The organism is Alteromonas sp. 4NH20-0056 (assembly GCF_057539655.1).
Genome location: NZ_BAAJLS010000001.1, coordinates 538,949 through 552,847 on the forward strand (window position 1 = coordinate 538,949; position 13,899 = coordinate 552,847).

At 44.5% G+C, this 13,899-nt stretch carries 10 protein-coding genes; 4 read left to right on the forward strand and 6 right to left on the reverse strand.

Going from position 1 to position 13,899, the window contains the following annotated elements:
• Nucleotides 1–11 precede the first annotated feature (11 nt).
• Nucleotides 12–1,427: an MBL fold metallo-hydrolase RNA specificity domain-containing protein gene (locus AC27EZ_RS02435; RefSeq protein WP_487133775.1), complete on the forward strand. Its 1,416-nt coding sequence runs from the start codon at nt 12–14 to the stop codon at nt 1,425–1,427.
• A 42-nt stretch (nt 1,428–1,469) separates the two neighbouring features.
• On the opposite strand, the gene AC27EZ_RS02440 is transcribed toward AC27EZ_RS02435, so the two are convergent.
• Both AC27EZ_RS02440 and AC27EZ_RS02445 read right to left on the reverse strand, forming a co-directional pair.
• Nucleotides 1,470–3,140, reverse strand: a complete 1,671-nt coding sequence (locus AC27EZ_RS02440; protein WP_487133776.1) for a patatin-like phospholipase family protein — start codon at nt 3,138–3,140, stop codon at nt 1,470–1,472.
• Nucleotides 3,141–3,370: 230 nt separating this feature from the next.
• On the reverse strand, nt 3,371–4,282 hold the full coding sequence (locus AC27EZ_RS02445; RefSeq protein ID WP_487133777.1) for a glucosamine kinase nucleotide-binding domain-containing protein: 912 nt from the start codon (nt 4,280–4,282) through the stop codon (nt 3,371–3,373).
• Between the two features lie 374 nt (nt 4,283–4,656).
• Between AC27EZ_RS02445 and AC27EZ_RS02450 the strand changes: the two genes are divergently transcribed.
• The gene (locus AC27EZ_RS02450) at nt 4,657–5,418 is read left to right on the forward strand and encodes a MipA/OmpV family protein (RefSeq protein WP_487133778.1); all 762 of its coding nucleotides are present in this window, start codon (nt 4,657–4,659) and stop codon (nt 5,416–5,418) included.
• Nucleotides 5,419–5,488: 70 nt separating this feature from the next.
• On the opposite strand, the gene AC27EZ_RS02455 is transcribed toward AC27EZ_RS02450, so the two are convergent.
• The gene (locus AC27EZ_RS02455; RefSeq protein ID WP_487133998.1) at nt 5,489–5,980 is read right to left on the reverse strand and encodes a CreA family protein; all 492 of its coding nucleotides are present in this window, start codon (nt 5,978–5,980) and stop codon (nt 5,489–5,491) included.
• 117 nt (nt 5,981–6,097) lie between these two features.
• Entirely contained in the window at nt 6,098–6,700 is a 603-nt protein-coding gene (locus tag AC27EZ_RS02460) for a LysE/ArgO family amino acid transporter (RefSeq protein WP_487133779.1), read from the reverse strand.
• Between the two features lie 164 nt (nt 6,701–6,864).
• On the opposite strand from AC27EZ_RS02460, the gene AC27EZ_RS02465 reads away from it, so the two are divergent.
• Complete coding sequence (locus AC27EZ_RS02465; RefSeq protein WP_487133780.1) at nt 6,865–7,749, forward strand: ArgP/LysG family DNA-binding transcriptional regulator; 885 nt, start codon at nt 6,865–6,867, stop codon at nt 7,747–7,749.
• Nucleotides 7,750–7,869: 120 nt separating this feature from the next.
• Here AC27EZ_RS02465 and AC27EZ_RS02470 read toward each other — a convergent pair whose 3' ends face one another.
• Nucleotides 7,870–8,325 (reverse strand): hypothetical protein, encoded by a 456-nt coding sequence (locus AC27EZ_RS02470; protein WP_487133781.1) that lies wholly within the window; start codon nt 8,323–8,325, stop codon nt 7,870–7,872.
• Between the two features lie 266 nt (nt 8,326–8,591).
• Nucleotides 8,592–9,857 (reverse strand): diguanylate cyclase, encoded by a 1,266-nt coding sequence (locus AC27EZ_RS02475; protein ID WP_487133782.1) that lies wholly within the window; start codon nt 9,855–9,857, stop codon nt 8,592–8,594.
• 673 nt (nt 9,858–10,530) lie between these two features.
• Between AC27EZ_RS02475 and AC27EZ_RS02480 the strand changes: the two genes are divergently transcribed.
• Complete coding sequence (locus tag AC27EZ_RS02480; RefSeq protein WP_487133783.1) at nt 10,531–13,899, forward strand: family 16 glycosylhydrolase; 3,369 nt, start codon at nt 10,531–10,533, stop codon at nt 13,897–13,899.

The following is a 13,899-nucleotide window of genomic DNA, read 5'->3' on the forward strand; positions in this document are numbered from 1 at the left end:
AGGATATTCTTATGGCAACACTTACCTTTCTAGGCGCGGTCGATGGCGTGACTGGCTCGATGTATCTACTGAAAACTATATCTTCAACCATTCTGCTCGATTGCGGTTTGTTTCAAGGTCGGCGCGAAGAAGAGAAAGCAAACAAAAAGCCCTTGCCATTTAGTCCATCCGATATCGATGCTGTGGTTCTATCTCATGCTCACCTTGACCACTCCGGTCGATTACCCCTTCTGGTAAACCATGGATATGAGGGGCCTATTTATATGACCATGCCTACTCTCGATTTAATAGAGGTCATGTTAAACGACGCAGCATCGTTACAATTAAGAGACGTTGAATGGGAAAATAAACGGCGTCGGCGTTCGGGGAAAAAAGAAATCGACCCGTTATATACGCAAAACGATGTTGAAGAAACGCTTCGTCAATGTCAGGGGGTGGCATACCATGAAAAAATCACTCTCAGTGACGAGGTATCTCTCACACTTCATGACGCGGGACATATATTAGGCTCATCAATTGTTGAAATAATAACTACCGAAAATGATACCGTTCGCAAGCTCGTATTTTCAGGCGATCTTGGCAATAACCAGGCGGCGCTTTTACGAGATCCCGAATACCTGAAACAAGCTGATGTCGTCTTAATGGAGTCAACCTATGGCGACCGTGAGCACCGCTCTATGCAAGAAACCCTAGATGAATTTGAGCAAGTACTTACCGATGCGTCACAGGATGGCGGCAATATACTTATTCCGTCTTTTGCAGTCGGCCGCACCCAAGAAATTATTTTCCGCTTAGGTGAGTTATACCAAAAAGGAAAGCTTCCGCAACAGTTGATATGTTTAGATAGCCCAATGGCTATTGCGGTTACCGAGATTTATCATCGCTATCAAGACGTTTATAACGCTGAAGACAAAGATACAATACAAGCAAACGACCGTTCGCCACAGCATTCAAAAAGCCTTCACTCATTTTTACCAACGCTTCGTTATGCTGTCAGCACTGACGAGTCGATGGCGCTTAACAGAATAGACAGAGGAGCAATTATCATTGCTGGCAGCGGCATGTGCAATGGTGGTCGAATACGCCATCACCTAAAACATAACCTTTGGAGACAACAGTCTCACATTATTTTTGTGGGCTACCAAGCAATGGGAACCCCGGGACGTATTTTAGTTGATGGGGCAAAGCGAATTAAAATGGCAGGCGAGAATATTGCGGTTAACGCTCAAATACATACCCTTGGTGGCTTCTCTGCCCACGCTAGCCAAACTCAACTGATTGAGTGGGTAAGCCACTTCAGCGGTCCTAGACCACGGCTTTATTTAATCCATGGCGAGCAAGACGCCAAATTGCATCTACAACAAGCCCTTCACGACAAAGGGTGGGCATCAACCATTCCAACAGCAAATCAAACCATTACGCTATAGAAACTGACGTGTGGTCACCGTCATGTGTACCACACGTTTTCATTAGTACAACGCAAGCATAAGCTTGATACGTTTTTTCAATCCATAACTCCATACCATCGCTCGCGTAAAGCGTCCAAGCCCGATTTCTTTGGAAATACTGTAAAAGCGTTTCTTTATTCGCTTTAATGCTTTTTTACGGCTCGACTTCTTAACGTCTCCCATACTGGCATTATTGAGTGAAGACTCATCTAAGAATGCTTGAATGTCAGCATAGTTGCGCTTTGGGATGTTGAGGGGGAGGTGTTTTACTCCAATGGTTTCTTGATTATCTTGTTCAAGAATACTATTGAGTGTACGCATGGCATTTAATCGCCCACGCTCATAGTCATAGTGCCTAAAGCGTTGGTCGAAGAATCCTAAAAATGAGCCAAGTAACTCGCCACTTAACTCGCCTTCTTTGGCGGTAATGGTATAAATGGTTTTGGCATTTTTTGGACCAAGGTTGGCGGCATGTTCAATAAGCGCAATCGTATCTATCCATAACTTAAAATGATCGGCTGGCAATTCACGCTCATAATTATCACTTCCATATTGAAGCGTTAAGCGGCTTACATCATTAAAATATTCCCCTTTTGCGTCGGCGTACACCACATCAAGTAAGGAATTAATAACTATCTGCTTTATCTTCGCTTCAGCAGACGTGGTTTTATATAATTGCTCTCTTATTTTTAGGGCTTGCGCATCTAGCTTTAGCACCGCATTGGTAACACGCTCTTCCAGCAACCACTCTTGAAAACCGCTCTGTAAAAATACACTATTTATCATCTGTTTGGTGGTATCAACAAACGATGCAGTCTTCCCATTAAATTTAGGTTTTGCTGCGCTGTCTTTGGGATTTGGAGAGATGTAAAAGTAGAAGCGCCGCTCGTAGTCAGTCGGCCCTAAGTCTATGGAATCGGCAAGCTCTACGGCCATACCTAATGGGTAGTTGTTAAACGTGCCCCCATCCATAAAGCTGAAGTGACGAGGTTTGAACGCGACCGCATCACGCCCTTTGTAATCGTCGTTATCCCATTTTCTTCTTAAAGGCTCGGGGGAAAAGGCAATTGGGAACGCACCACAACCGCGTGCCGCAATAGCAATATCTTCCCACACGACTTTGTTGTCAGATGTCGTAGTAAGTGTTGTAGTATAACGATCTTGGAAACGCGTTTGTGTAAAAAAGCCGCCTGTAAGCCCCTCTACGCCATTTTTAAATGTGTCGACCTGATAATCAACACCGTTGAGGTTTGACATGGCCAAGCCAAGCTTAATTTCGCGCGCACTGGCAGCATGTCGATTAGCTTCAGTAGGCTCGAACTCATAACGCTTGTTAATTAACGAATCGGCTATATTCTTGACAAATCCGTTCGACAGCAGCGAGTTTGCTTGGTTATCACCCGGCAGCGGAGTAAGTAAGCCTTCAATATCAGCCATTTCAACCCATGCTTTATAGCCAACGTTATCTGTCTCGTTGGTTAGTGCTTCAGCATCAAACAGTAATTTTTGGGCAAACAATGCAGCTGTCATCCCACCGGCGCTCGCCCCGGTAAGCACATCTATTTCTATTCTAGGGTTATCGTTATTAGCGTTGTGTTCGTCGATCGCACGCACTAATTCAAACAGTGTACCTGCTTCGTAGGCCCCCAGCGAAACGGCGCCAGAAATAGCCACTGCAACGCGATAACTCATTGTTGAACTCCTAATAGTTTTCGTCCTTGTAAATCTCGCTTTGTTTGGCCAAGCGTTTGATTCAGGCAGGTTTTCATTATCTTATACCGCTATTATGCCAAGTAACAAGTAAGGCCCATTTATTTCATCAAACACATGATTATTTTGCCGTTAACCGGAAGATAATGTAATAAGAGGAATGCAAAAAACACGCATAGAGCATGGCGCGCAGTATTCTTGATAACGTAAATTTACTCTACAGCCGTTTGTTGGGCAAAGTAGACCGCCCCCCATTGGGCATTATGTTTAGGAGAGACCAAACGTGCTTTTACCTCATCACTTAAGTAAGGCAAGTAAAGTTGACTAAGGCCACCGGCAATACAAAGTGGTATTGGCGAGGGTGTCGTTAGCGTTGAGGCTAGCGCATCGATGTAACGTGCACCTTGCTGAAGAAGCTCATTGGCGTAAGCGCAGTTGTTGTCAGCCGCCGTCTTTACGAGCGACGCCATCGCACCATATTGTTGAGGTCCAAATTGTGCGGTAGCACTCACGAGTTTAGTCGGAGAAACCTCGCCAATGTATTCAGTCAATGAGGTAGAAAGTAAGCTTTCAGGCTGAAGGCCGTCTAATACCAACAGCGCATGTTTGAGCGCCTCGTGCCCCAACCACGCGCCGCTAGCATTGTCACCCACATTGAACCCGTAACCACCTTTATCTGTGAACGTTCCTTTTTTGAATACGGTACCAGAAGAGCCGGTCCCAACAATGATTAGCGCTCCCTCTTGACCCGCATGCGCGCCTAAACACGCCGCATGTAAATCGCTAAGTACTGTTGTAGACTTAAAGGGCCAATCTGAAATTTGCGTTAGCGCTAAAAATGCTCGTTTGGCGGATTCAACATTTGCCCCTGCTAGCCCGGCTGCTAGGGCAACGTTATCTGGTGTAACCGACAGATTAGCTTGAGCAGCGGCTTGCATCCAAGCTTCGATGATCGACGCTTTGGCTTGCTGTGCATTGGTCATAATATTGGCTGCACCTGCGTCGCCGCTACCAAGAATATTCCCTTTGCTATCTTGTATGTGCGCACGGCAGTGCGTGCCACCGCCATCGATACCGACAAAATAAGTATCTTCCTGCATCATCTTTCCATTAGCTGCTAACACGTTTCTCTCGTTCCACTGTTTTTGATTTCTCTATCCACATCGCTGGCTTAAAGCGCTTGCTGAGTACCTACTTTTGTAAGATGCTACGCGCCTATACTCAATGTATTCGCCGTTTTTAGTGTTAATCATTGTTATTAAAATAAGAATACGTAAGTTAACCATAAAATTATATTGATATGTTTATTTTTTGGGTAAACGTTCTCATTTATCAACGGCGTTTGTACGATGTTACCAGAAGGAAGCGTGCAATCACGTATTTATATTTTAACGAGAGACAAAACGTATTTCGCTTAAACTAAATGCGCCTCATTTAATTGGCATTTTATTGATCGTATTGTTTACCTTGGCTGTAGATGACTAAAAGGAAATTATTTATGAATGCACGTATTACCCTTACCACGCTACTCATGTCATTAAGCGCAATACTATCTGGTGGCGCATCGGCGCAAGCACCGTCTAATCAACCACAAGGTTGGACATATGGTTTAGGTGTTGCGGCATCCCAAGACGTTTACACCGGTTTTGATAATCGTATTGTGCCTATTCCTATTATTGGGTACGTCGGTGAACGCCTTCGCGTATACGGCCCATTTGTCGGCTATCAGCTTTTTCAAGAAGATGGGCTAACGATTGATGCCCAACTCGTTCCTATCTTTGCGGGATATGAAGAGGACGACAGCGCAGTATTCGAGGGCATGGAAGACAGAGACTTTAGCTATGGGGCTGGAGCCAGCATTTCCTATACAACGGAAGGCTGGATATACAGCGTGTCTGCAAACGCAGATATCCTTAACACTTTTGATGGTTATCAAGCGTCAGCGCGAGTCGCTAAACAATTTCGATATAAAGGTGTGATCATTGAGCCTTCGGTCGGTTTGAATTATCAAGACAGTAACTATGTTGATTATTACTATGGGGTTACCGCACAAGAAGCAACTGCCGCCCGTGCGTTTTACCAAGCAGATAGCGCGCTTAACACCGAGCTTCGATTAGGGTTTACGACTCGTCAATTTTTAGGAGGAATGACCCGGCTAGATTTTGGCGCCACTTTTTTTGACGATAGCATCAGCGATAGCCCAATTACTGACGATGACATGGCACTTAGCGCCATGCTCACATATGTACGTTTTTTCTAATTAGAAAAAGCCCTACTTAAAAAATAAGTGGGGCTTTGTTGTGAAACACGTCACTTAGCTACTTAGTTAATTAGTTACTTATATTCGATGTACCCGCGAACGCGACGGTTTCCCACAACGGGACGGTCGACAAACTGTGTTTGTAACTGCCTGACGTTTCTTTTGTGCTATAAGACAAATAAATAAGCGTCTTTGCGTCTTCATCGTAGATTCGGCGCAACTTCATATTTTTAAAAAAGACACTTTTAGACTTTTTAAAAATCACGTCTCCAGAGTCGGATTTATCTATACTAGCCAACATATCAGCAGTGATAGGGCCGGTCTGTCTGCACGCTATTGAGCTGTCTGATGGGTCAGAAAAATCAAGATTGGCTTCAATACTTGAAATGTGGCACGTAACGCCGGTGACAATAGGGTCTTGCAACGCATCTATTTTTATATCTTTGGTTGTAAACACGCCGAGCGACACGTCGCCTACTTCGCTATCACTACACCCCGTCATCCCTACTACGCTTGCACTTATCGCCAATATTGGCAGTAAACGTGTTAGAACTTTTGCCATCATGCGTACTCCTTTTGCTTTGCTTCGACATTATAACATTACGTACAACACCGTCGTTTGTTCAAAAGATATGTCGAATTCCTTCGTTTTGCTAATAAAAATACGCAGAGGCCTATACTACAAACTCGCTAATTGAATACTCACCATCCCCAGTATTGCTGCGTTTAAACGATTGAACCAACGCCAAAAATTAGGACGCTGCATATGGTGAGCAAACTTTGCCGTTAACGTACTTAACCCGACAAACCATACCACTGAAGCGCCGATTGCACCGCCGACAAACCACCACTTATTTTCTTGCCACTGACTTGCTAAGTTGCCCATCAACAGCAATGTGTCTAGGTAAAAATGTGGGTTTAGCCATGTCACCGCCAGCGCTATTAGCATAGCCTTTTTAAACGACAGCTGCTTTTGTGCCATTGCTAGCACTAAGCTATCGTTTGCCATAGACGATTTCACTTTCCGATAAGCAATGTAGAGTAAAAACGCGACGCCTGCCCACTTTGTTACGGTTACAAGCATAGGGTACTCTCTTAACAATAAACCGAAGCCCATTGCGCCTAAGCTAATAGAGATAGCATCGCTAACAATAAAAAGGAGTACAAAAAGCGTGGTCCATTGACGCTTCATGGATTGCTCAATTAAAAAGCTATTTTGTGCGCCAACCGCAATAATGAGCGTACCACCCATTACAAAGCCACTTGTCACTGCTGCTATCATTTTCTTGCCTCTATGTATCACTAGTTAGGTCGACCGACCCCACGCTTCATTTCAATCTGGTCTTGATCTTACCTCCACTTTCAAACTAAATTAAATTAATGATTTTTATTTTTGATTAGCAGAATTAATATAAATAACGATTCATTCACAGAGGTTGATGAGTAATGCTAGATTACGATGCGTTGAAATGTTTTAGCGAAGTACTTCGTTACGGGGGCTTCGAAAAAGGTGCACAAGCCCTTAACCTTACACAATCAGCGGTATCGCAGAAAATTAAGCGCTTAGAGCAAAATGTTAAAGGCCCTGTTTTAATCAGAACAAAACCATTACGTGCCACGCCTTTAGGTAAAGAGTTGCTGGCTCATATTCAAAAAGTCAGTGTGTTAGAGGAAGCACTCAATATTCACAGTGGTATTGAGGCCGGCACAACACCAATTAGCGTTGCCGTAAACAACGATGTGTTAGCAACATGGTTCTCTCAAGTTATTGCTGAGTTTGCTGAAAAACGAGGCAACCCTGTACACATAGTGAATGCAGACCAAACCCAAACCCGAGATATTCTTCAACAAGGAAGAGTGATGGCATGTATTAGCCAGACAGGCACACCGGTCACAGGTGGGCAGTCGATTCGGTTAGGCACAATGAAATATCAACTTTATGCATCACCTCAGTTTATAAAGCGATATTTAAGAGAGGAAATAACACCAGATATTGTTATGAGGGCACCGGGGTTACTCTATGACGAATATGACGTAACACTGCTCTCAGATTACCAGCGTGAATGCTTAAATATTGCCCCCTCGTTCACCACGTGCCACTGGTTCCCTTCCTCACATGGCTTTGTAAAAATGGCGCTTGATGGCGCCGCATGGGCGCTACTACCAACGCTTCAGGTTGCCCAGGAAGTGGCCGATGGAAATTTGGTTCCACTTTTCCCAACGAAAGCGCTCGGCATCCCCCTTTTTTGGCACTGGAATACGGTAGAGTCTGGGGCTATCGGTGATTTAACAAAAGCTGTCAGAAGTGTTGCTAAAAAGAAACTTGGCTGAACACTGCGCTGTAAGGTAGTGATAGCATGCGTTATCGGTTTGCTTGTTAGTAAGTGTGAATAATAAATGAAGCCCGACTCGTTCCTAAAAACAAACCAGGCTTATTTCTTACTTGTAGATTTACTCTAAAAACATGGTAATTTGGTCGCCTAGTTCGGCTATATTACCGCGTTCTAACTGAAATGCATCCAAGAATGCGGCAAATGACTTTTTATCATACGAACCTGGATAATATGCTTCGATAGCCATATCACCGTCACCATCAATATAATATCGTGACGCGGCAGATTTAGCATTGAGGCTATTTAAAACCTCTAGAAACTCTGCTTTATTTCGCTTTGAAAGATCGTTCCCACCAAAAAAGGCAGTGACAAGGATACCGCCTCTGAAGCTCTTCATAAAAAAATTGAGTTCTGTTGAGTGTGTAGCCTTCATACGTTGGCTACTAGAAGAAATATCGTAACCCAAAAACTCTAAATGCGCTTTAACTTCGCTTGCATCTTTCGGCGGTGAAGCGTTTGCTGATGTGAAAGCCAAAGCTAAAGCTATCCCGATACCAATAATTTTTATTTTCATTTTTAAACCACCCTCTGATTATCGACAAATTATTCAAGCGGACGACAACATGGCGGCGTGCGTAACGATGACGCTCAACAATCCCTTGACTATGTGATGTTTGGAGATCCTTTCAACAAACATAACTATAAGAGAGTATTACAATTTATGTATTAAATCTCAACTTTCGGGCAAATCTAAAAACACCGACTTGAATTGTAAAGCGGATGCATTCATTGAGAATGGCAGTAGGTCTTCTCTTTCTAAAGGTTTAAAAAGCCTACGTGTTAGGATAAATCACAAAGCGTAGTAATCCCTATGGCATTCTTGCCATTATGTTTAGCGCTGTATAACGCCTCATCGGCGCTTGATAACATTTGATTGGCGAGATCGTTCATTCCTAATTGATTAGGCACGACAGTCACAATGCCAAACGAGCACGACGCATTGAACTTTCGCGTTCCTTTGCCAAAATGCGTTTCAGCGATGCACTTTCGTATACGTTCTACAATCTCGGGGGCGTGGTTGCTGTTTTGCTCATCAGAGAACAAGATAACAAACTCATCTCCGCCTAAACGCGCAATGCAGTCAGACTGTCGAATATTTTCTTTTATGATTTTTGTTATCTGGACTAACAATGCATCGCCATTTGCATGACCATATTCATCGTTAATGGTTTTAAAATTGTCTATATCAAATACGCAAACTGCTAGCTGCTGCAACTGTCCTCGAGCCATTAAGTTTACGGCTTCATTTAAACGTATTTCTAAGTAACTTCGGGAAAATGCCTGGGTTAAATGGTCATGCATAAGACGATTACTCAACAAACGCCTTTCTTCATATAAATTATCAATATGTAAAACAAGAACCCAAGCAATACACGACGTAACGAGAAACGAGCCTATCCAAGTTAATGGTGGTAAGTCGATAATTTGGATGCCTGTTAACGTGTCGCATACGCCGGTGATCGTCCATATCACATTGGCGATAAGAAGGAGTAATACCGTGTTTGTATTGCTATTCTCTTGTCTTCTGCGTTGACGGGTAAACACCCTAAAAAGTATGAAGATACAATAAGCGGCAAGCACGAGGATCCAGCCTCCCCACAATTGGAAAAGAGGGCCATACGCTAGGCCAGTGTAGTACTGTGAAGTCGCAAAAAATACATTCGCTAAGAAGTATTGGTTCGGAACTATCGCCATTAGCGAAAAGGCAGCGCAAACCACATAGCACCATTTTAAAAAGGTCGGCGCTTTATATTGAAAAAACGCGACATAGAAATGCAAACTAAGGACGGTGGTAAACATGGCTGCAATAACCGTAATACGGTTAGAGATACTTAAATAAAGTAGGTTTTCTGATGAATTTACTAGAATAGCAAAGGCACCAAAAAAGACGCTGCTGACGAGTGCCGCTAGAGAGAAGATAAAGTAGTATTTCACTGACTCTTCATGGCGTGATGTTAAACGGTGGTATAGCAGAATAAAAAAAAGACTTAACAACAAGCAGATGCTAGCAGTAATAAACAACGGCACAGATAAGCTTTGAACCATATTAAATTTTCCCCACCTTTTGTTCTCTTATCTAACAGTCGACAACTATATTCCATTACCCTTTGTACTATACGCTCGTTTATTCAGTACGTTCATATTTATTAGTCGTAGATTTTGCCGATTAGGTGCAGCTGCCATTAATCCTTCCATTTTTATTACACGCAAAGTCATCGCTCCTTTCAACGCGGAAACACTGAAGGTTAATTTTTTGTTAAGAAAACGATGATTTCATCCACCGCCCTCTATAAAGAAAACTAAATTCTACATAAACAAAGGCTTAAGCTTTCTTTAAGAAACCATAAAAAACAAAATGTGAAGTAAATGTAAAATTGTATGCGTTTACATATTTGAAACCGTCAACTAGACTCGACATTCGAATTGGAAAAAAGTTCATGGGTAGATTAAACCTTATAAGAGTTCTGGGCATTTGTTTACTATCAAAAAATGCGCAGCGCCCTTGAAAAGGTTAGATCTTAGCTCCTTTTTTATGAACCACAGGATGTTGGGAAGGGTTATTAGAGGCTAAAAGCCGATGCTACTTTGCCGCAATGGAGGTAGCCACATTACGTTTACTGACCATAGGTAGTGCGAGTCGAAGTAATCTTTAAGCGCTACAGATTGGTGTAAGCATTAGACACGAAGAGCACACTACGTAAATAAAGAGTAATGCCGCATGATCATACAGAGAACCTGGCTAAAACTGGCGCTAATTGCTGGTACCACACTAACATTAAGCGGGTGCCAAAATGATGACGCCGCTGAAGGCGGAACGCTAGCAAATCCTCCCCCACCAACCTCAGCTAATTACGAATTGATTTGGTCAGACGAATTTGACGGTAGTAGCGTTGACACTACAAAGTGGGAAATTCAGACTGGCGACGGCACATCTGTCGGCTTACCTCCCGGTTGGGGGAATAACGAACAGCAGTATTACACCGCTGACAATATTACCGTAGAGGACGGCTTTCTCGTAATTGAAGCGCGCGCAGGCGACTCGCCCGATCCCAATTTTGCTTTTACCTCTGGGCGTCTTCGTACGCAAGGCTTACTCGACTTTACCTACGGACGAATGGAAGCGCGAATTCAAGTTCCAGAAGGGCTTGGTATGTGGCCAGCTTTTTGGACGCTAGGCAGCGACCCTTCTCCCTTCGGCGAGTGGGCTGCAAGGGGCGAGATAGACATAATGGAATCGTTCGGACAGGCAACACCATTTGTTGCGGGTACCGTACATTATGGTCAACGATTCCCCCTTAATGAGAGCGCGACCAAAACCTACGACGTAGACCCTACCGATGGCTTCCATGAATATGCGGTTGAATGGGATTCACAGCGTATCCGCTGGTTTGTTGACGGCGTTCACTACTTCACGGTCAGCAGAGATACGTACTGGAATTATTACTTTAAAAATCAGATTGAAGGTTTTCTTGCGGGTGAAGAAGACGCTCCATTCAATGAAAACCAGCACCTTTTGCTTAACTTAGCCGTAGGTGGCAACCCTGCAGGTATGCCAAACCCCAACGACACTGACGTTTTCCCTGGGCAAATGCTGGTTGATTATGTACGTGTGTATCAATGCCCTCTTGCACCGGTAAGCGATGGACTTGGATGCGAAAATAGCATTGATCAAGTCGACCCGTTTATTATTACGCAAGGCGGTGACGGTACCCCCCCTCCGCAAGACGTGGTTGTAAGCAGCTTCACGCTATACAACAACGGTACAGGCGTGCTGTTTCCTGACAGTAATAGCGAACGCCCATTAGACATTGGCGTTTTCGACAACAATGGCGCGCTAACAGTTACAGAAGTTGAATCTACTGACGCCGACAGAGGAACGGTGATTGAAATCGTTACAACAGGTGGTGGTAACATTCAAATTAATGACCCAGAAGGCAACACCTTTGAGCTGTTTGGAATGGGGCGCGCCGACAACAATGAATTTTTTGGTGGTGAGCTTACGTTTGACGTTTATATCGACAGCGCAGCAACAAAAGCAACAATACTTCAAGTTGGTGTAGACAGTGGCTTTCCAGATGTGGGTTTCACTCAGATACCGCTGACTGAGTTACCGCTTGATCAATGGACATCAGTTTCACTTGCACTCAGCGATGTAATACAAAGTAATATCGGCGCATTTGGCGGCGGTCCGCTTGATATAGAAGAAGTGCTTAATCTCATTGTTTTAGAGCCTGTAGGCGGCGCAGCCCGTATGCAGTTCGATAATATTAACTTACTTTGCGGCGCTCCATCCTCTCGCCCTTGTGGCATTGTAAGTGTGACGACCGTTCCTCAAAATGTGTTCATAGATAGCATTGACCCACTGTGGGATTTTGGGATTGGCGCCGTGGATAGCGGCTCTGGTTTCGCCACCTACACCGACGGAAGTAACCCAGACGGTGAAAATAAAATCGAATGGGCCATTGTGACAGATGACGATGCCCAGCGAGACCAGGTTATTGAGATTACATTTAATGGTGACGGCGAAAGTGGGGTGTGGTTTATTGCAACCGACCCGGTCAACCTTGCTGGGTACAATAACGGTGCGGTTGTTTTTGACCTGTTTGTTTCTGAGTTTGGTAGCGATACCAATACAATCACGATGCAGATTGACTGCGTATTCCCTTGTACCAGTGGCCCTCAAGACCTAGGCAGGCCGGCCGATGGGGAATGGCAAGAGATAGAAATCCCAATGAGCCAGCTTATTAACAGCGGGTTAAATACCGCGACAGTCAGTGCAGGTCTGGTACTCGCGGTTACCGATGTCAACGCGACCGCTACATTTACCATTGATAATGTCAGATGGGAACCCACCACTGAGATCGTAGAAGAAGAAGTGCTACCACTTGGTTTCTTTGCTGACTTTGAAGCCGTAGACCCAGCAGGCTCGGCGCTTGGCGGAAACTGGCAGAGCTTTGGAACAGTATTTACGGCCGATGGAGATTTTGTCTATAACTACGGGCAACCGTTCGGTACACCGTTGAATACAAACAGCTTCGCTAATATTGCAACAGGGCAAGGTGGTGATGCACAAGGTGCTCAGCAGCTCGTTATTTTTAACGATTATAACAATGCTGACCATGGTAATGGCCTGTTCATAGAAGCCGCTACATTCCAGCAGGTTACCTTAACCACGGATGATTCTGGCATTTATACGTTTAGTTTCGATGCGAGAGCGCCAAACGAATTTGCAACAGAAGCCCCCACTGTCGTTACGGCTTACGTTCAAACACTCGACCCCGCGAATGGTTTTGCGACCACTGCACGTGTGGAAATCGATTTGTCAGCAAACACAAGTACTGATTGGCAGACATATAGCGTCGATTTCAACATCAACGGTGAAACCATGGCCGGTCAGCTATTAGAGTTTGGTTTCACTACACGCACCACCGGGTTTGCTCCATCATCTATCTTGGTTGATAACGTTGACTTCAATGTTGCTACCGGCGGCATAAGTTATAGCAGCGATTTTGAGGGTGGAAACGCCGCTGGAGGTGAAATTGGTGACGGTTGGTCAAGCTTTGCTGCGGTATTTGCACCCGACGGAAACTTTGCCTATAGCTACGGTCCCTTCCCTTCTCCAAATAATACGGGGGGCTTTACCAGCTATGCGTCGGGTGAGGCAGGTGAAGACCAAGGTACCCAATATCTAAATGTGTTTAGTGATTACAACAACGGTGATCACGGAAACGGCCTCACCATTGAGGCAGCCAGCTTTCAAGAGCGAACGTTTGCTGCTCTTGATGCCGGTGAGTATTCGTTTTCCTTTGATGCTAAAGCACCTTTTGAGGGTGGCATAGCATCACCCACTTCGGCCTATGCTTATATCCGCGTGCTAGACCCTAACAATGGATTTGCGTCTACGGTGGATATTCGCGTCGATTTGAGCGATGTCAGTAACACGGAATGGTCACGCTTTACGGTGCAGGCCACGTTAGAGGATGCCTTGGACGGTCAAATACTTCAGTTTGGCTTTTCAAACTCAGCGACGAACTACAATCCGAGCGGTATTTTCTACGACAACGTAGAATTTTCGCGGGCTGAATAA